Annotated in this window: 18 protein-coding genes and 1 pseudogene; 13 read left to right on the top strand and 6 right to left on the bottom strand. The window is 61.5% G+C overall.

The window, feature by feature from the left end; translation table 11 throughout:
* Positions 1–3: 3 nt before the first annotated feature.
* From C6382_RS20305 to C6382_RS20315, 3 genes are all read right to left on the bottom strand, one after another.
* Positions 4–2850: a class I adenylate cyclase gene (locus tag C6382_RS20305; protein ID WP_107026128.1), complete on the bottom strand. Its 2847-nt coding sequence runs from the start codon at positions 2848–2850 to the stop codon at positions 4–6.
* 116 nt (positions 2851–2966) lie between these two features.
* Positions 2967–3212 (bottom strand): TIGR02647 family protein, encoded by a 246-nt coding sequence (locus tag C6382_RS20310; RefSeq protein WP_107026129.1) that lies wholly within the window; start codon positions 3210–3212, stop codon positions 2967–2969.
* 84 nt (positions 3213–3296) lie between these two features.
* Complete coding sequence (locus C6382_RS20315; RefSeq protein WP_107026130.1) at positions 3297–3581, bottom strand: hypothetical protein; 285 nt, start codon at positions 3579–3581, stop codon at positions 3297–3299.
* Positions 3582–3727: 146 nt separating this feature from the next.
* On the opposite strand from C6382_RS20315, the gene C6382_RS20320 reads away from it, so the two are divergent.
* The gene (locus tag C6382_RS20320) at positions 3728–4390 is read left to right on the top strand and encodes a glutathione S-transferase (protein ID WP_107026131.1); all 663 of its coding nucleotides are present in this window, start codon (positions 3728–3730) and stop codon (positions 4388–4390) included.
* 54 nt (positions 4391–4444) lie between these two features.
* Here the strand turns inward: C6382_RS20320 and argH are convergent, their stop codons facing one another.
* Positions 4445–5839, bottom strand: coding sequence for an argininosuccinate lyase (gene argH, locus C6382_RS20325; RefSeq protein ID WP_107026132.1), 1395 nt, complete (start codon positions 5837–5839; stop codon positions 4445–4447).
* 219 nt (positions 5840–6058) lie between these two features.
* On the opposite strand from argH, the pseudogene C6382_RS20330 reads away from it, so the two are divergent.
* The 8 genes and pseudogenes from C6382_RS20330 to rsd form a co-directional block, all read left to right on the top strand.
* Positions 6059–6166, top strand: a pseudogene (locus C6382_RS20330) (sensor histidine kinase); the annotation flags it as partial.
* Entirely contained in the window at positions 6163–6909 is a 747-nt protein-coding gene (locus tag C6382_RS20335) for a LytTR family DNA-binding domain-containing protein (RefSeq protein WP_107026133.1), read from the top strand. The pseudogene C6382_RS20330 and the gene C6382_RS20335, both read left to right, overlap by 4 nt.
* A gap of 117 nt (positions 6910–7026) precedes the next feature.
* Positions 7027–7968 (top strand): hydroxymethylbilane synthase, encoded by a 942-nt coding sequence (hemC, locus tag C6382_RS20340; protein ID WP_107026134.1) that lies wholly within the window; start codon positions 7027–7029, stop codon positions 7966–7968.
* A complete protein-coding gene (locus C6382_RS20345) occupies positions 7965–8732 on the top strand; it encodes a uroporphyrinogen-III synthase (RefSeq protein ID WP_107026135.1) in 768 nt (255 codons plus the stop codon). The genes hemC and C6382_RS20345 overlap by 4 nt, the downstream gene beginning before the upstream one ends.
* A 45-nt stretch (positions 8733–8777) precedes the next feature.
* Positions 8778–9872, top strand: a complete 1095-nt coding sequence (locus C6382_RS20350; protein WP_107026136.1) for a uroporphyrinogen-III C-methyltransferase — start codon at positions 8778–8780, stop codon at positions 9870–9872.
* The gene (locus C6382_RS20355) at positions 9869–11107 is read left to right on the top strand and encodes a heme biosynthesis protein HemY (RefSeq protein WP_107026137.1); all 1239 of its coding nucleotides are present in this window, start codon (positions 9869–9871) and stop codon (positions 11105–11107) included. Before C6382_RS20350 ends, C6382_RS20355 begins: the two co-directional genes overlap by 4 nt.
* Positions 11108–11323: 216 nt before the next feature.
* Complete coding sequence (locus C6382_RS20360) at positions 11324–11842, top strand: disulfide bond formation protein B (RefSeq protein ID WP_107026138.1); 519 nt, start codon at positions 11324–11326, stop codon at positions 11840–11842.
* A 223-nt stretch (positions 11843–12065) separates the two neighbouring features.
* Positions 12066–12536 (top strand): sigma D regulator, encoded by a 471-nt coding sequence (rsd, locus tag C6382_RS20365; RefSeq protein WP_107026139.1) that lies wholly within the window; start codon positions 12066–12068, stop codon positions 12534–12536.
* Positions 12537–12551: 15 nt separating this feature from the next.
* Here rsd and C6382_RS20370 read toward each other — a convergent pair whose 3' ends face one another.
* Positions 12552–13217: an FKBP-type peptidyl-prolyl cis-trans isomerase gene (locus C6382_RS20370; RefSeq protein ID WP_107026173.1), complete on the bottom strand. Its 666-nt coding sequence runs from the start codon at positions 13215–13217 to the stop codon at positions 12552–12554.
* A gap of 226 nt (positions 13218–13443) precedes the next feature.
* On the opposite strand from C6382_RS20370, the gene C6382_RS20375 reads away from it, so the two are divergent.
* Entirely contained in the window at positions 13444–14436 is a 993-nt protein-coding gene (locus C6382_RS20375) for an AlgP family protein (RefSeq protein ID WP_107026140.1), read from the top strand.
* Here C6382_RS20375 and C6382_RS20380 read toward each other — a convergent pair.
* On the bottom strand, positions 14412–14894 hold the full coding sequence (locus C6382_RS20380; protein WP_107026141.1) for a TIGR02444 family protein: 483 nt from the start codon (positions 14892–14894) through the stop codon (positions 14412–14414). The genes C6382_RS20375 and C6382_RS20380 overlap by 25 nt on opposite strands.
* 50 nt (positions 14895–14944) lie before the next feature.
* On the opposite strand from C6382_RS20380, the gene C6382_RS20385 reads away from it, so the two are divergent.
* The 3 genes from C6382_RS20385 to C6382_RS20395 all read left to right on the top strand — a co-directional run bounded on the left by C6382_RS20385 (position 14945) and on the right by C6382_RS20395 (position 18157).
* Positions 14945–16855 (top strand): ATP-binding cassette domain-containing protein, encoded by a 1911-nt coding sequence (locus C6382_RS20385; RefSeq protein WP_107026142.1) that lies wholly within the window; start codon positions 14945–14947, stop codon positions 16853–16855.
* Positions 16855–17442: a mechanosensitive ion channel family protein gene (locus C6382_RS20390; protein WP_107026143.1), complete on the top strand. Its 588-nt coding sequence runs from the start codon at positions 16855–16857 to the stop codon at positions 17440–17442. Before C6382_RS20385 ends, C6382_RS20390 begins: the two co-directional genes overlap by 1 nt.
* An 82-nt stretch (positions 17443–17524) precedes the next feature.
* Complete coding sequence (locus tag C6382_RS20395; protein WP_107026144.1) at positions 17525–18157, top strand: LysE family transporter; 633 nt, start codon at positions 17525–17527, stop codon at positions 18155–18157.
* Positions 18158–18161: the final 4 nt, after the last annotated feature.

The following is an 18161-nucleotide window of genomic DNA, read 5'->3' on the forward strand; positions in this document are numbered from 1 at the left end:
ACCTCATACCTGCGCCAGGGCCTCGTTGAGCGCCCGTTCCAGCTCGCTTTTGTAGCGCAGGTAAAGAATGCTCGACCCCAGGCCGTCGGCGAGCAGGCCGGACAGGTCCAGGTCGGTGATGTAGCAACGGTAGCGCTCGGCCTCGCGGCGCTGCCCGATGATTTCGCGGGCGACCACGGCATACAGCTGGTCGCCATGCTCGAGCTCGGAAAATTCCCGCTGATTGCAGTACAGCGTGACTTGCACGTCATCGCTGGCGCCTGCCTGCAGAATCGCCTGCACTTCGTAGTAGGGCGTGTCGATGGCGGTGATCGCGACCTGTCGCGCTTCCACCTGACGGACCTTGCCAATGGCTGATGGCAACAACTGGTAATAAAGAATATCCAATGAACCCTGGGCGTGCAGACTGTCCAGTGGCAAGCGTGCTTCACGGCGGAAAACGATCGACTGCAAAAAGCGCTGCAACGGCAGCAGCAGGCTACTTTCGTCGTGGTAGGGCAGGCGTTGTTGCCATAGCGCGTTGTGCTCATCCAGTACGTAGACATCCACCCAGGCATCCTGCAGCCGATAGAACAGCTGGATGCAGTGCGGCTGCCCCAAGGGCAGGACCTGAGCCAGGTCCAGCTCCTGCAAGACGTTGGCGTCCAGGTGCAGGGGGCTGTAGTCGCTACGTTCTTCGCCGAGATATCGCAGGGTGGCGTCCTGATCATCAAGCGTGATCAAGTTTACTGCGCCGGCCTGCAGCTCCAGCACATGAGTGTGCTGCTGGACCTGCAGCAAGTAGCGGTGGTTGAGGTTCTGCACCAGCAGTGCCTGGGCGGTGGTGAAAACTTCCTCTACCCGCAGGGCGATGGCCTGGGCCCGGTTATGGCAAAAGCAGCGCACCCGCAGTCTGGGCAGGTGCTGGGCTGCGAGGTTGCCGAGATAATCACGCAGGCAGCGTAACAACGCATGCTCGCCGTCGTAGCGGTGTACCTGGACCTCGTTCCAGCTGTTGAGGGTGACCTGGTCCAGGGTCAGCACCAGGTTCTCGCGCACCCCGGCGTAGCTCAGCGAGTCGGTGCGCTCGGTGGTCATCAGGATGTTCAGGTCGCGGTGGTGTCGCAACGGGTCGACGCCGACGTTGACCAGCAAGAGAATCTCGTCAGCCACGCTTGGCTGAAGCAGGCACTGATCACTGACCATCGGCAAGGGCAGGGCGACGCTCTGCTGCAGGCTGCCGAGCAGGTTGAACAGCTCGTACTCAGTCAAGTCGCTGCTACCGGGATGCAGGGCCAGGCGCGTGCTGCTGTCGATCACGCCGTTGCGGTGGGCCCAGGCCAGTAGTTCGAGCAGCTCGCGGCAGCGCTTGATCGGGGCGAAATGCTCCCACTCGTGCACACCCAGGTTGCCATTGTGCAGGCCCCAGTGGGTTTGCCCGGGCTCTTTGCGGTTGGGGGACTGGACCAGGGTCAGGGTGTCTTCGGCGAGGTCCGGGGCGATTCCCGGGTTGATGAATTCGACCTTGCCGGCGCGGCGCTCGAAGGCCGCGTACAGGCGTCGACCGAGGACGCTGAGGTCTCGCTGTTCGATACGGCGGGTGGCGTTCTGGCCGCGGGCAAATTGGCACAGGAAGCGGTAGCTGTAGTTGAGCTCGGCCACCAGCTCCCGGCGCTCAACCGCTACCTGGCGCACTTTCCACTGGCTACGGCTGTCAAGTAACGCCAGTTGGCGCTCGCCCCAACCCCATTCCTGGCTCAGTCGCTGCAGCAGGTCGCGTTGCCAGCTTGCGCCACGCTGACGGGTCAGGCCACTGAGCTTCTTGTTCACCTTCAGGTACAGGCTGCGGCGCACCAGTTCCAGACGTTGCAGTTCACCGCGCCCTTGCAGGTACTGCTCGATGCGCCGGTAGACCATCATGTAGGGGTCGAGCTCGTCGAGGTCGAGTCGATTGGCGAACACCGCCTTTTTGAACTGCAGGCTCAGGCACTGCACCTGCGGGTGTTCACTGGCATACACCTCGCTCAGCAGCAGCTTGAGTACCGACTTGTAAGGCGACTCGATGCTTTTGAACAGCTGCCAGAGTCCGGCGCCGACGAACTCGCCGGGCGGGATATGTGCCAGATGGCCGAGGTCGAGGTGCTCTCCGGCGCGCACGAAGCGCTTGGACAGCAGGGTTTCGATGTAGTGGTGATAGCGCGACTCTTCATAGACCGGTACCAGCCACCATAACGGTGTGCGTCCAGCGAGCCAGATCGCGGTGCGGTAGAACTCGTCGAGCAGCAGGTAGTGCTGGGTGGTGCCGCAATCATCGGAGCTCAGTTGGCCGTCGCGTTCGCCTTTGACGAAACTTTCTGGCTCGATCAGGAACAGGTGGGCTTCGGCACCCTGGCCGGCGGCCCAGCTTTCCAGGAGCTGGCATTTTTTGCGCAGCTCAGCCAGTTCACTGTCACTGAGGTCGGCGGCGTGGCAGACCCAGACGTCCATATCGCTCTGCTCGGCCTGGGCCAGGGTACCCAGGCTTCCCATCAGGAACAGGCCATGGATCGGCTGAGACGGGTTGCCACGACGGGCCTTGTAGGAGAAGGAGCGCGTCAGGCGCTGGGCTTCAGCCAGCAACGGGGCATCAGGCTCGAAATTCGCGACACCTGCGGGTGTGGTTCCGGAGACGTAGCCAGGCAGTAGGGGATGATTGACGTGCATGAGCAGTGGCAGCAGGGTCAGCGCTTGCTGCTGGCGGCTCGACAGCCCGTCCATGGCCCGCCTCAGGCGCCCCTGATTGAGCACCAGGAAGCGTTGGCGCAGCTGGCTGAGCACCTTGCGGTCAATGCCCTGATCAAGATCGGGGCGGATTTCGTGGGGGTGGTTCATCGCGAGCTAAAACCGGCCGTTTGGGGGAAGCAATGGCGAGTTTAAGCGCTAATTGAATTTTGACGCCATTTTGCCAGCGCAGTGGGAGCGGATTCATCCGCTCCCACAAATTTGTATCAGGCCGGCTGGGCGACGTTCAGGATGGTCAGCAGCTGCTGTGCGTGCTCGGCAGCATCATGTCCCAGGCTGGTCAGGTAGCCGCCATCAGGCTGGTCGGTCAGTTGTTTGTCGTACAGGCGTTGGGCTGCAGCGATGAGGTCTTTAGAGGCAGTGTTATGGACCTTGATACCTTCCTGGCTGCTATCCAGGTTGAACAGGGCAAGGACTTCCAGCTCGGCAATCAGTTCGGGGGTAAACGACATAGAGACTCCGACTTCCAGACAAGGAGGGCAGCACCGTCGCCGGTGCCTGGTTTTGCAGTGTAGTCAGGGAAATCCTGCTTTGCTTCAGTCCTTTTCCGGCGGCAGCTCAGGCAGGGCGCGCAAGGCGGTTTCGTACCATTGGGTATTGAACGCACGGTCTTCTTCGAGCATCGCGTCAATTTCGTAGGCCAGCACATGAGCCATGAGATTGAGGATGTCGTCGCGCTCGTAACCCACCAGGGTCAGCTTGTTGAACGTGGCTTTGGCCGCTGGCGGGTTGTCGCTTTCGATCTGGTTCTCGATCGCTTCGATCAGGGTCGACTCGGCGAACTCTTCTTCGTCGTTGTCGATATCGGTTGGCTCGCTCATGGGCGATCTCCTCTGAAGGGGTGCTCAGTTTGCCACGAGCCAGGCGCCAATGCCTTGCTATCGACAATCTCCATGATGCTGGTCAGTAACCTGTCATGGGGCTATAACTGCCCGGCCAACCCCTTTACGGCCTGGAGGCTGTTTTCATGCTCAAGCTTCATGGATTCTCAGTCAGTAACTACTACAACATGGTCAAACTGGCGCTGCTGGAAAAGGGTGTACCGTTTGAAGAGGTGCCGTTTTTCGGCGGTCAGAGCCCCGAAGCGCTGAGGGTCAGCCCGATCGGCAAGGTGCCGGTGCTGGAGACCGAGCACGGCTTTCTCAGTGAAACCAGCCTGATCCTCGATTACATCGAACAGACCCAGGCGGGTAAGGCGCTGTTGCCTGAAGGGGTTTTCGCCCAGGCCAAGGTGCATGAACTGGCCAAGGAAATCGAGCTGTACATCGAGTTGCCTGCCCGCGCCTGCTACCCCGAAGCCTTCTTCGGTGCCCAGGTCGACCCGGCCATCAAGGACAAGGCCAAGGCCGAACTGCTGGCGGGTATTTCAACCCTCAAGCGCAACGGCAAATTCAGCCCGTACGTAGCTGGCGACAGCCTGACCATCGCCGATGTGATGTTCTGCTTCAGCGTCGACCTGGCTTATGCGGTGGGCAAGAAGGTATTGGGCATCGATGTGCTGGAAGACTTCCCGCAAGCGCGCGAGCTGCTTGAGCGCTTCAAGAACAATCCGAATGTGCAGAAGATCGCGGCTGACAAGGAAGTGCAGATGCCGGCGTTCCTGGAGATGGTGCGTAGCGGCAAGCGCTAACGAATAGAGCAGCAGGCTCGCGGCCGGACGCCGACGAGCCTGCACATATACGGATTAGCGGCTGGCCAGAAGGGCCTGGCCGCGTGCAGCGGCTGCCCGAACTTGAGCCGGCGCAGTACCGCCAATGTGGTTACGGGCATTGACCGAACCTTCGAGGGTCAGCACGGCGAACACGTCCTGCTCGATCTGGTCGCTGAACTGGCGCAGTTCTTCCAAGGTCATCTCGGCCAGATCCTTGCCGGTATCGACACCGTACTTGACCGCGTGGCCGACAATCTCGTGGCAATCACGGAATGGCAGGCCGCGACGTACCAGGTAGTCGGCCAGGTCAGTGGCGGTGGAGAAACCACGCAGGGCGGCTTCGCGCATGATTGCGTGACGCGGCTTGATTGCCGGGATCATGTCGGCAAAGGCCCGCAGCGAGTCGCGCAGGGTATCGGCGGCGTCGAACAGCGGCTCTTTGTCTTCCTGGTTGTCCTTGTTGTAGGCCAGCGGCTGGCCTTTCATCAGGGTCAGCAGGCCGGTGAGGGCGCCGAACACACGGCCGGTCTTGCCGCGAACCAGCTCTGGGACGTCCGGGTTCTTTTTCTGCGGCATGATCGAGCTGCCAGTGCAGAAGCGATCAGGCAGGTCGATGAACTGGAACTGGGCGCTGGTCCACAGCACCAGTTCTTCGGAGAAGCGCGACAGGTGCATCATCGCCACGCTGGCAGCGGCGCAGAATTCAATCGCGAAGTCGCGGTCGGAGACACCGTCCAGCGAGTTGCCGCCTACGGCTTCGAAGCCCAGCAGCTGGCAGGTCAGCTCGCGATCGATCGGGTAGGTGGTGCCTGCCAGTGCGGCGCTGCCCAGGGGCATGCGGTTGGTGCGCTTGCGGCAGTCGACCAGACGCTCGTAGTCACGGCTGAGCATCTCGAACCAGGCCAGCAGGTGGTGGCCGAAGGTCACAGGCTGGGCGGTTTGCAGGTGGGTGAAACCGGGCATGATGGTCTCGGCTTCGCGCTCGGCCTGCTCCAGCAGGCCCTGCTGCAGGCGGGTTATTTCGGCCAGGATCAGGTCGATTTCGTCACGCAGCCACAGGCGGATGTCGGTGGCGACCTGGTCGTTGCGGCTACGGCCGGTGTGCAGCTTTTTACCGGTGATGCCGATGCGATCGGTCAGGCGTGCTTCGATGTTCATGTGCACGTCTTCCAGGTCGACGCGCCAGTCGAAGTTACCGGCCTCGATTTCAGCCTGGATGGTTTTCAGGCCATCGATGATGGTGTCGCGCTCGGCATCGGTGAGCACGCCGACCTTCGCCAGCATGGTGGCGTGGGCGATCGAACCCATGATGTCGTGGCGGTACAGGCGCTGGTCAAAATTGACGGAGGCGGTGAAGCGGGCGACGAAGGCGTCGACGGGCTCACTGAAGCGGCCGCCCCAGGACTGATTGGTCTTGTCGGTGCTCATGGATTCACTCGTTGAAGGCGTGAACGGAAAAGTGGCGACGATGATAGCAGGGTTGAGGCGCGTGCCGCAGGACGGCGGTCGGGGTAAATGCGTGATTATGTCGCGGCGCAGGCAGGCGACAGCACGCGCGCAACAGGATATTTAGCGAATGAACGGCAGCGTTCCGGCAACCGTCTACAGTTGGACAGAGGCTCGGCATGTTTCCTGCCGAACCAGTGAATCTTTAGCCATCGTGCGAGTCTGAGCGTGGATCGCCGTGACGGTCGTCACCTCACCTGTCTACGCTACCCTTGTGCGAGACTCACGCAGGAATCCAGCGCAATATGAATGTCCTGATCGTTGATGACGAATCCCAAGCCCGGGAACGCCTGAGCCGACTGCTTGGCGAACTGGGGGGCTATACAGTGCTGGAGCCCAGCGCCACCAATGGCGAAGAGGCTCTGGCTCTGATTGACAGCCTCAAACCCGAGGTGGTCCTGCTCGACATCCGCATGCCGGGCCTGGATGGTCTCCAGGTCGCCGCTCGCCTGTGCGAGCGCGAAGCCCCGCCTGCCGTGGTGTTCTGTACCGGTGATGACGAATTCACCGTACAGTCCTTTAAGGACAGCACCCTGGGCTATGTGCTCAAACCGGTAATGGCCGATGCCCTGCGTGAAGCGTTGCGCAAGGCCGAGCGCCCCAGCCGGGTGCAACTGGCGGCGCTGACGCGTCCGGCAGCCGAGAGCGGCAGTGGTCCCCGCAGCCATATCAGTGCGCGGACCCGCAAAGGCATCGAGCTGATTCCCCTGGATCAGGTGATTTACTTTATCGCCGACCACAAATACGTGACCTTGCGCCATGAGTCCGGCGAAGTGCTCCTGGATGAGCCGCTCAAGGCACTGGAAGACGAGTTTGGCGATCGTTTCGTGCGTATTCACCGCAATGCCCTGGTGGCCCGCAACCGCATCGAGCGTTTGCAGCGCACGCCGCTGGGGCATTTCCAGCTGTTTCTCAAAGGACTCAATGGTGATGCACTGATTGTCAGCCGTCGGCATGTGGCGGGCGTGCGCAAGATGATGCAGCACCTTTAGACCGTGATTGGAGAATATTCCTACCAGGGATGGTAATTTATCCAATGACATAGATCTGCAAGCGGGTCGGAATGAACTGTTATCATCCGTTACATCAATCTTTGTACGGATCGATCCATGTCCACTCGTGAAATCCGCATCGCCACGCGCAAAAGTGCCCTTGCCCTGTGGCAGGCCGAATACGTCAAAGCCCGTCTGGAGCAGGCCCACCCTGATCTGCGGGTAACCTTGGTGCCAATGGTCAGTCGCGGCGACAAGCTGCTCGACTCGCCATTGTCGAAGATCGGTGGCAAGGGCCTGTTCGTCAAGGAACTGGAAACCGCGCTGCTGGAAAACCAGGCCGATATCGCCGTGCACTCGATGAAAGACGTGCCGATGGACTTCCCCGAGGGCCTGGGCCTGTATTGCATCTGTGAGCGCGAAGACCCGCGTGATGCCTTTGTTTCCAACACCTTCAAGAGCCTCGATGAGCTACCAGCTGGCAGTGTTGTCGGCACCTCCAGTCTGCGCCGTCAGGCTCAGCTGCTGAGCCGTCGCCCAGACCTTGAAATCCGCTTCCTGCGCGGTAACGTCAACACTCGCCTGGCCAAGCTCGACGCCGGAGAGTACGACGCGATCATCCTCGCCGCCGCTGGCCTGATCCGCCTCGGTTTCGAAGCGCGCATTACCTCCGGCATCAGTGTCGATGACAGCCTGCCTGCCGGTGGCCAGGGCGCGGTGGGTATCGAATGCCGTAGTGCCGACAGCGAAATCCATGCGCTGCTGGCGCCTTTGCACCATCAGGACACTGCTGACCGCGTGACTGCCGAGCGAGCGCTGAACAAGCACCTCAATGGCGGTTGCCAGGTGCCGATCGCCTGTTACGCCGTGCTGGAGGGCGACCAGCTGTGGCTGCGCGGTCTGGTCGGCGAACCGAGCGGCGGCAAGTTGCTGACCGCTCAGGCCCGTGCGCCGCGCCGCGCTGCTGAGGCTCTGGGTGTCCAGGTTGCCGAAGACCTGCTCAAGCAAGGCGCCGAAGACATCCTCAAAGCCGTGTATGGCGAGGCCGGTCACCCGTGAGCAACTGGCGCCTGCTCCTGACCCGGCCGGCGGATGAATGCACCGCACTGGCACAGGTGCTGACTGAGCACGAGGTTGCCAGCAGTAGCCTGCCGTTGCTGGAAATCGAGGCATTGAGCCTGGAAGAGCCCCAGCGCGGCCTGCTGCGTTCGTTTGATCGCTACGCTGCGATTATCGTGGTCAGCAAGCCGGCTGCGCGCCTGGGGCTAGCGGAACTGTCCCGCTATTGGCCGCAGCTGCCTCATTCAGCCTGGTTTACCGTGGGGGCTGCGTCTGCGCAGATTCTTCAGGAGCATGGCTGCCAGGTCAGCTATCCAGCGGCCGGCGACGACAGCGAAGCACTCCTGCAACTGCCAGCATTGCACCAGGCGATTGCCGGGCCGGCACCGCGGGTATTGATCATGCGCGGCGAAGGCGGGCGTGAATTGCTCGCCGAGCGTCTCACCGAGCAAGGTGCTAGTGTCGATTATCTGCAACTCTACCGCCGCTACCTGCCGGCCTACCCGGACGGGGCATTATCCGCGCGAATTGCCGAGGAACGCCTGAACGGCCTGGTGGTCAGCAGTGGCCAGGGTTTTCAACACTTGCGGCAACTGGCCGGGGAGCAATGGCCACAGCTGGCGCAGCTGACGCTGTTCGTGCCTAGCCCGCGAGTTGCCGCGCAAGCCCGGGAAGCCGGGGCACAGAATGTAGTGGACTGTCGCGGTGCCAGCGCCGCGGCGTTGTTGGCAGCCCTGCGGCAATTGCCTGCACCTGCCCTCTGAAGCGCTAAGCTGATTGGCGACGAGGCCAATGCAAAGGATGGATACGTGAGCGAAACTGTCTTGCCCAATGATGACTTGCAATCGACGCCAGAAGCGTCTGAACCCTCCGCCACCACGTCGGCCAAACGTTCGGGTAATGGCCTGGCAATCCTGGCTTTGCTGCTCGGTGCTGCGGGCATTGCCGTTGGCGGTTGGGGGGTATGGCAGGTGCGCCAGCTCCAGGGCGCCGAACAAGGCCAGGGTCAGTACCTGCAAGCCTTGAGCGAAAAGACCCAGGCGCTGCAGTTGCGTGAGCAGCAGATGTCAGCGCAGCTGGCGGGTTTGCCTGCTGCTGCCGAACTTGAAGACCGCCGCCGTCTGGTGGCGCAACTGCAGGGCGATCAGCAACGCCTGAGCCAGCGCCTGGAAAGCATTCTTGGCGCCAGCCGCAAGGACTGGCGTCTGGCCGAAGCCGAGCACTTGCTGCGATTGGCCAGCCTGCGTTTGTCGGCCCTGCAGGACATCGTCAGTGCCCGCGCGCTGGTCCAGGGTGCCGATGACATTCTGCGCGAGCAGAGCGACCCGGGTGCCTTTGCTGCTCGTGAGCAGTTGGCCAAAAGCCTGGCCACCCTGAGCAGCGTCCAGCAACCGGATCGTACCGGCTTATTCCTGAAACTGGCGGCCCAACGTGAACAGGTGCAGCAGCTCAGTGCGGTGTCGCCGGAATTCAACAGCGATGCCGATGCCCTGGGTGCCTTGACCGCTGATGGCGATGGCGCCAGTCGCTGGTCGCAGTGGTGGGCGGAGCTGTCCAAGTACTTCCAGATTGATTTCAACGCTGACGAAAATGTTCGTCCATTGCTTACCGGGCAGTCGCTCAATCAACTGCGCCTGGCGCTCAGCCTGACCATCGAACAGGCCCAGTGGGCTGCGCTGAATGGCGAAGCCAAGGTGTATACCCAGGCCCTGGATGATGCGCGCAGTGTTCTGCTGGCCAATTTCAACCCGGACAATCCGCAAAGCAAGGCAATGCTCGACAGCCTCAATGCCCTGGCCGAAGAGCCGGTATCGGTGGTGGTCCCGGACTTGGCCGACAGCCTCAGCGCGGTTCAAGCTTACCTTGAGCGTCGGTACTTGCCGGCCGAGGAGGGCAAACCATGAAGCGCGTCTACCTGTTGGCGGTGGTGGCCATTGCGGCCGCTGCCGCACTCGGGATCGCGATCGCCAAGCACAGCGGTTATGTGCTGATTTCCTACGGCAGCTTTCGCTATCAATCCGGGCTCTGGGCGGCACTGGCCGTGTTGGCCAGCATCATTCTCGCCGTGCTGCTGGTGCGCTATCTGGTCGGCCTGGTGCTGACCTCCAGCGGTGTGGTCAATCCCTGGTCGCGCCGTAATCGCAGTCGTCGTACCCGGCTGGCCATTGAACAGGGCCAGCTGGACCTTGCCGAGGGTCGCTGGGCCAGCGCCCAGCGCCACCTGCAGCGCGCCGCCGAGGCAGAGCGTCAACCGCTGCTGTACTACCTTGGCGCTGCGCGAGCCGCAAACGAACTGGGACGCAGCGAAGAGCGTGACAACCTGCTTGAACGCGCCCTTGAGCGCCAGCCGCAAGCCGAGCTGGCGATTGCCTTGAGCCATGCCCAGTTGCAGATGGATCACGGTGAGAGCGATGCGGCCCTGGTCACCCTGCAAGCCATGCAGGAGCGTCATCCGCATAACGCCCAGGTGTTGCGCTTGCTGCAACGGTTGTATCGCGAGCGTGGGGACTGGTCGGCGTTGATCCGGCTGTTGCCTGAACTGCGCAAAGACAAGGTCTTGCCCGCCACTGAACTGGCGGAGCTGGAGCGACGCGCCTGGGGCGAGAACCTCAGCCTGGCCGCTAGCCGTGAAGGTGAAGAGCAAAGTGCCCGTCAGTCCCTGGAACGGGCCTGGCAGCAGCTGACTGCCGCTCAGCGCCAAGAGCCGCAGCTGGTGTTGGCCTATGCCGAGCAATTGCGTCAATTGGGGGCGGAGAGCGAGGCCGAGGAAGTGCTGCGTACAGCGCTCAAGCGTCAGTATGAGAGCCATTTGGCGCGGCTCTATGGCCTGGTGCGCGGCACCGACCTGGCGCGCCAGCTGCAAACCGCCGAAGGCTGGTTGAAGCAGCATGGCGATGACCCTGGCCTGTTGCTCACCCTGGGGCGGTTGAGTCTGCAAAACCGTCTGTGGGGCAAGGCGCGCGATTACCTGGAAAGTAGCTTGCGCCTGCAACGCAATCCCGAGGCCTGCGCCGAACTGGCACGCCTGCTGGCCGGGCTGGGTGATACCGAGCGCAGCAACCAGCTGTTCCAGGAGGGGCTGGGCCTGCTGGACGAACGCCTGCTGGCGCTGCCCTTGCCGGAAGCGGTTCGTGCTTAAGCCACCCTTGGGCTTGTGCTAAGACGCGAGCCCAAGCCCTCGGCGAAAATGCCTACAAACTCCTACTCCTGCGTCCGACAATGGCTGAGTCTATTTCTTGTTTGCTTTGCGACCATTCCCTTTTAAGTCAGTGACTTATCCTATTTGTCGCGCCTTGAAACAAGATGCGGCAATCCTCTACCGTTGAAGTCTGTCTATCTCGATTGCGGAACTACCATGCCGTTGGCTCGCTTGCGCTCAATGTTCCTTCCGGCCTTACTGGCCTCGGTACTGATGCTGGCTGCTGCGTTCTATCTTGAATGGGGTATGGCGCTGGAGCCGTGCCCACTGTGCTACAGCCAGCGGTTGTTTCTGGGGAGCTTTGCACTGGTCTGCCTGTGCGCGGTAGTACACGCTCCCGGACGCCTGGGCGCACGCATTTATGTGGTGCTGGCGCTGTTCTTCGCCACGGGTGGAGCGCTGCTCGCTGCCAGACATGTGTGGTTGCAAGGCGCGCCGCTTGCGAACATGGGCTGCCAGCCATCAATGAGCTATTTCTTCGAAAGCCTGCCACTGAGCCAGTCGCTCAAAATCATGGTGCTCGGCAGTCCTGAGTGCACGCCCATCAGCTGGAGTTTTCTCGACTTGACGGTCCCTGAGTGGAGCTTGCTGTCATTTGTACTGTTGGCCGCACTGCTACTTTTGCGCCTGTGTGCGCACAAGCGTTCGCTCATCGGCTGTTCGGCAAAAAACTGACGCAATCGATTGCAGGTGCAAACGACCGGCGGCAGCTTCAGAAAGTATTAAACACTTGTATGAACTTTGTCGTCTGCGTACCTTGAAGCCAAGGGCGCACGGGAATAATCTCCCTGCACGCATACCGAAAACACAGCTGCTCGATGCCGTCTGCTGATTTCACCATTGCTGCGCACACTTGCGAGCGGGGGCAGGCGCATTACCCAGAAGGGAAGAGATCGCCATGCTAGATAGTTGTCAGAATGCTCAGGAACGCTGGGGTGGGGTTCATCAGCTCATTGACCGCTTGCTGAAGGAGCGTGAAGAGCTGGTTAAAGCTTTCCGTGAGCTGCGCAATGCAAAGCCTGCCTTTGCCGACAAGTCATTGAATGGGCGCTTTTGCGAAATCCTTGTGGATTACGTTTCCGCCTGGCACTTCGAAGTATGTGAACAACTGGCCAGCGAGGCCAAGGCATTTGGTGATGCGCGCGGACTGGAGCTGGCCGAGCAAATTAATCCGCGTATCGATGTGAGCACGGAAAAGGCGTTGTGGTTCAACGATCACTGCCACAAAGGTGACTGCAACGATGTTGAGCGTTTCGCCGAGGAACTGAAAAATCTCGGTGGCCAGCTACGCGAACGCTTCGAGCTTGAAGATTGCCTTATCGAGGTGCTGCACACTGCGCACAGCGAAGAGGGCGCCGTTCAGGCGTAACTGAGGCGCCGTCCTTCAGTCGGCCACTCCGAGCAACTCGATCTCGAATACCAGTGGCGTATAGGGCGCAATCAAGTCGCCCGCGCCTTCGGCACCATAAGCCTGGGCTGAAGGAATTACCAGACGCCACTTGGACCCTGTCGCCATCTCCGGTAGCGCTATTTTCCATCCCTCGATCACACTGTCCAGATTGAACCATTGCGCTTGCTGGTTCTGATCGAAGACAGTGCCGTCTGGCAACTTGCCGACATAGCGAACCTGGACTTTGCCCTGCGCGTCGGGTTTGGCGCCGCTGCCTTTGACCTGTTCTGTCACCAGAATGCCTGCGGCTAATTCGCGCACTCCTGCGTGGGTTCGCTCAGCGGCCATAAAGCGCTTTTCCGCGCTCAGTAGCTGTTCACTTTGCGCGTGTAGCGCTGCTTCATTGGCGCGGGCTTCATGTTCGCTGAGTATTACCGACATGCGCTCTTTGCTCAGGGCTAGCGGCTTGTTCTGATAGGCCTGACGTAACCCTTCAAGCAAGGCTTGCAATTGCAGGTCGGGAACTTCTGTACGCAGACGTTCACCCAGGCTCGCGCCCAGGCTGTACGCCAGGTCATGGTCATTTGTCGGGGTATCGGCGGGCGCTGCCATGAGCGCTGCCGGCAATAGAAAAACAGCTAACACTAGATAGCGCGGCACGGGCTCACTCCTGCTTCGGCGGAAATAAAGTATGCCAGCCTTGGCCTGCGACTTCGTGTAAATATCAGCAACACTTTGTGAAGCATCTACACTTGATTCCAGCTGCAGCGATAACAACTTTGCCCAGGCATGCAACGCGGCGCCTTCGATACTGTCAACATGCCCTAGCGGCGGTAGCAGCAGAAGCATAGTATGAGCCGCACTCTCGTCAGCCAGGAGGTAAACCATGTCGGCCAATAAGAAGCCAGTAAGTACGCCGTTGCACCTGCTCCAGCAACTCTCGGGCAGCCTGCTCGATCATTTGGAAAATGCCTGCTCGCAAGCGCTGGCTGATGCTGAAAAATTGCTCGCCAAGTTGGAAAAACAACGCGGTAAGGCACAAGAAAAACTGCACAAGTCTCGCCTCAAGCTGCAAGACGCAGCCAAGTCCGGAAAAGCCAAGGCACAAGCCAAGGCCAAGTCGGTAGCGGCTGAACTGGAAGAGTTGCTCGACTCGCTGAAAGAGCGCCAGTCGCAGACCCGCACCTACATTCTGCAGCTCAAGCGTGACGCCCAGGAAAGCCTGAAACTGGCCCAGGGCGTTGGCAAGGTCAAGGAAGCGGCTGCCAAGGCGCTGACTCAGCGTGAAGCAAAACCTGCGCCTGCAGCGGCCAAGCCAGCCGCCAAGACCGTGAGCAAGCCTGCCGCCAAACCTGCGGTCAGAGCCGCCGCCAAGCCAGCGGCAAAAGCCCCTGCGCGCGCCGCAGCTGCCAAGCCTGCCGCAGCAAAAGCACCTGCTAAGCCCGCAGCCAAAACCGCAGCGGCAAAACCTGCTGCCGCTAAAGCGCCTGCGAAATCTGTAGCGGCAAAACCAACTGCTAAACCGGCAGCCAAAGCCACCGCTGCGAAACCCGCTGCCAAGCCTGCGGTCAGAACCGCCGCTGCGAAACCCGCTGCCAAGCCTGCGGCCGGAACCGCCGCTGCGAAACCAGCGGCCAGAACTGCCGCGGCGAAACCAGCCGTCAAACCAGCCGCAGCGAAGCCTGCTGCGGCGAAAGCGCCAGCCAGGCCAGCAGCCAAACCGGCAGCGGCGAAAGCGCCTGCCAAGCCTACCGCTCAGCCTGTTGCCGCCAAGCCTGCCACCGCTCCAGCACCTGCAGCCACTGCACCGGCGACCAGTGCGCCGACTGCACCTGCATCCTCGGTAGTGCCGTCTCAGACACCGTCTTCAGCATCTTGAGTCGACTGCATCACGACGCGCAGCTTGTGCAGCGCGTCGTGATGCACAGCGGTGTCCATTGGTGCCAGGTCGCGCAGCCAGTCACCGCCTGATTCGCTGCTGGCTGCCCAGCCTTCACAGATCCCTTGCAGGCGCTCAAGCAAAACGCGCTCTGCCTCCAGTTCCAGTCCCTTCACCTGCTCACGCAATCTCGCCAACTGCGCATCCCGCGTGGCCGCTTGGCGCCATTGCTGGCGCAAGCTGCGTAACGGTTTGACCACTTCGGCCTGCCAGGCTTCGGCCTGTTCACGCAGGGCGTGTACACGTTGCCCGCTCGGCGCTACCCCACGGCGAGTGAGCCAGGCCGCGCACAGCAGCAGGCAGACATCGCCACCTTGCTCCTGCCATTGCAGGCAGGCGGCCTCGACGCCTGGGCGGGCGTAGAGATTCAGGGCAAAATTCCACAGGTCGGTGTGCATGGTCCCACTCGCGCCAGTTGCCGACGAAGCTGGTAGACTCCGCGGCCATTATGATCAGACTATCGAACCTCACTTTACAGCGTGGTCCCCAGCGCCTGCTAGAAGGCGCCGAGATGACCCTGCACGCCGGTCAGAAAGCCGGCCTGATCGGTGCCAATGGTGCCGGTAAATCCAGCCTGTTCGCCTTGCTGCGCGGTGAGCTGACGCCTGATTCGGGCGACTGTCAGCTGCCGGCCGACTGGCGTATTGCGCACATGCGCCAGGAGGTCGACACCCTCGACCGGCTGGCGGTCGACTATGTGCTCGATGGCGACGCCCGCCTGCGCAAGGTTCAGGTGGATCTTGCCGCAGCCGAGGCCGCGCATGACGGTACGGCGCTGGCGCGTCTGCATATCGACCTCGACAGCGCCGACGGCTACACCGCCGATGCCCGTGCACGCAAACTGCTGGCCGGTCTGGGTTTCACCAACGAGCAGATGGACCGCCGCGTTGGCGACTTCTCCGGTGGCTGGCGGATGCGCCTGAACCTGGCCCAGGCGCTGATGTGCCCCTCCGATCTGCTGTTGCTCGACGAGCCGACCAACCACCTGGACCTCGATGCGATCCTCTGGCTGGAAGACTGGCTCAAGGGTTATCCGGGCACGTTGTTACTGATTTCCCACGACCGCGATTTTCTCGATGCGGTGGTCGATCATGTTGCCCATGTCGAGCAGTGCAAGCTGACCCTTTACCGTGGCGGTTACACTGCGTTCGAGCGCACCCGTGCCGAGCGTCTGGCGCAACAGCAACAGGCCTACGAGAAGCACCAGGCCCAGCGCGCGCACATGGAGAAGTACATCGCCCGGTTCAAGGCGCAGGCCACCAAGGCACGCCAGGCGCAGAGCCGGATCAAGGCTCTGGAGCGTATGGAAGAGCTGTCGGCAGCCCATGTCGATTCGCCGTTCGACTTCGCCTTCCGGGAGTCGGAGAAGATCTCCAGCCCTTTGCTCGACCTGTCCGAAGGCCGCCTGGGTTACGGCGACAAGACCATCCTTGAGAAGGTCAAGTTGCAGCTCACTCCGGGTGCGCGTATCGGTTTGCTCGGCCCCAACGGTGCCGGCAAGTCGACCCTGATCAAGAACCTGGCCGGTGAGCTGGAGCCCTTGAGCGGACGCCTGGTGCGCGGTGAGAACCTGTCGGTGGGTTACTTCGCCCAACACCAGCTGGATTCGCTAGACAACAAGGCCAGCCCGTTGCTGCACCTGCAGCGTCTGGCACCGAGCGAGCGCGAACAGACGTTACGCGACTTCCTCGGCGGCTTTGACTTCCGTGGCGGGCGTATCGATGAGCCGGTGCTGAACTTCTCCGGTGGTGAAAAGGCCCGCCTGGCCCTGGCATTGATCGCCTGGGAGCGTCCGAACCTGCTGCTGCTTGACGAGCCGACCAACCACCTGGACCTGGAAATGCGTCTGGCGCTGACCATGGCGCTGCAGGAGTTCAGCGGTGCGGTACTGGTGGTTTCCCACGACCGGCACCTGCTCAAGAGCACCACCGACGATTTCCTGCTGGTGGCCGACGGCAAGGTTGAGACCTTCGACGGCGACCTTGACGACTACACCCGCTGGCTGGTCGAGTACCGCCAGCGCAACGCGCCAGTCAGTACTGCGCCGGTCAACGCCGACAAGACCGACAAAAAAGCCCAGCGTCAGGCGGCGGCAGCGTTGCGTCAGCAGTTGGCCCCGCACAAGCGTGAAGCCGACAAGCTTGAGCGCGAGCTGGGAACCCTGCATGAGCAGCTGGCAAAAATTGATGCCAGCCTCGGTGACAGTGCCCTCTACGAGGCCGCACGCAAGGATGAGTTGCGCGACTTGCTGGCCCAACAGGCCAGGCTCAAAGTCCGCGAAGCAGAACTGGAAGAAGCCTGGATGGCCGCCCTTGAGCAGCTGGAGACCATGCAGGCGGAGCTGGAGGCGTTGTCTTGATGGCATCATTGCAATTGCCAGTGCCGCCGGAGTGGATTGCACCATTCTGGCTGGGCTTGAAGATTTTGCTGATCCTGTGCGCCGCGTTTGTCCTGCAGCGCCTGGTCGGGCGTTGCCTGAAGCGCCTGTGCGAGCGTTATGCCTTACCACCGGAGCTGATGGTGCCGGTGCGCGGCGGCCTGCGCTGGTTGATCATGGGCAGTGCGCTGGTATTCGTACTTGAGCGTCTGGGCGTTTCCGCCACGGTGCTGTGGACGGCCTTGTCCGGCTTCGTCGCTGTCGCGGCGGTGGCGTTCTTCGCCATGTGGAGTGTGCTGTCGAACCTGCTGTGTGCGGTGCTGATCTTCACCGTCGGGCCGTTTCGTATCGGCGACGTGGTGGAACTGGTCGAGACCATCGACAAACCCGGCGTGAAAGGGCGAGTGGTGGCCATCAACCTGCTGTTCACTACCCTGATCGAATTGCCAGAGGCCGGTGGTGCGACTGTCCAGGTGCCCAACAGCCAGTTTTTCCAGAAGTCGGTCAGGCGCTGGCGCGGCGCTGAGATTGTGCCTCTGGTGGGTGAAGACAAAACCGCTGGTAATTGACCGGTCGCTGAAAAAATTGTGGTTATTTTTTCGCCCGCGCACTAGCTTAGAGCTTTGCAACAAGCCATGGCCGAGGTGTGCGATGTCGTTGGAAACGTGGTTGGCATTTTTTGCCGCTTGCTGGGTGATCAGTCTCTCACCGGGCGCCGGGGCAATTGCCTCGATGTCCTGTGGCCTGCAGTACGGCTTTTGGCGCGGCTACTGGAACGCCCTGGGCCTGCAGCTGGGCCTGGTGCTGCAGATTGCGATCATTGCCGCCGGCGTTGGTGCCATCCTCGCAGCGTCAGCTACCGCGTTCCAGGTGATCAAATGGTTCGGCGTCGCCTATCTGGTCTACCTGGCGGTCAAACAGTGGCGCGCCTTGCCGGCTGACCTCAGCGACGAGTCTGCCGTACGGCCTATCGGCAAGCCGCTGGGACTGGTGTTTCGCGGCTTTCTGGTCAACGTCAGCAACCCCAAGGCGCTGGTCTTCATGCTGGCGGTACTGCCACAGTTCATCAACCCGCATGCGCCACTGCTGCCGCAGTACCTGATCATCACCGCGACGATGGTCACCGTCGATCTGCTGGTCATGGCCGGATACACCGGTCTGGCGGCGCGGGTATTGCGTTTGCTGCGCACACCTAAGCAGCAGCGACGGATGAACCGCACATTTGCCGGCTTGTTCCTCGGGGCTGCGACCTTGCTGGCGACGATTCGTCGGGCGCCGGTCTGAATGC

The sequence above is a fragment of the Pseudomonas sp. BBP2017 genome (assembly GCF_003024385.1).
Taxonomy (GTDB): domain Bacteria; phylum Pseudomonadota; class Gammaproteobacteria; order Pseudomonadales; family Pseudomonadaceae; genus Aquipseudomonas.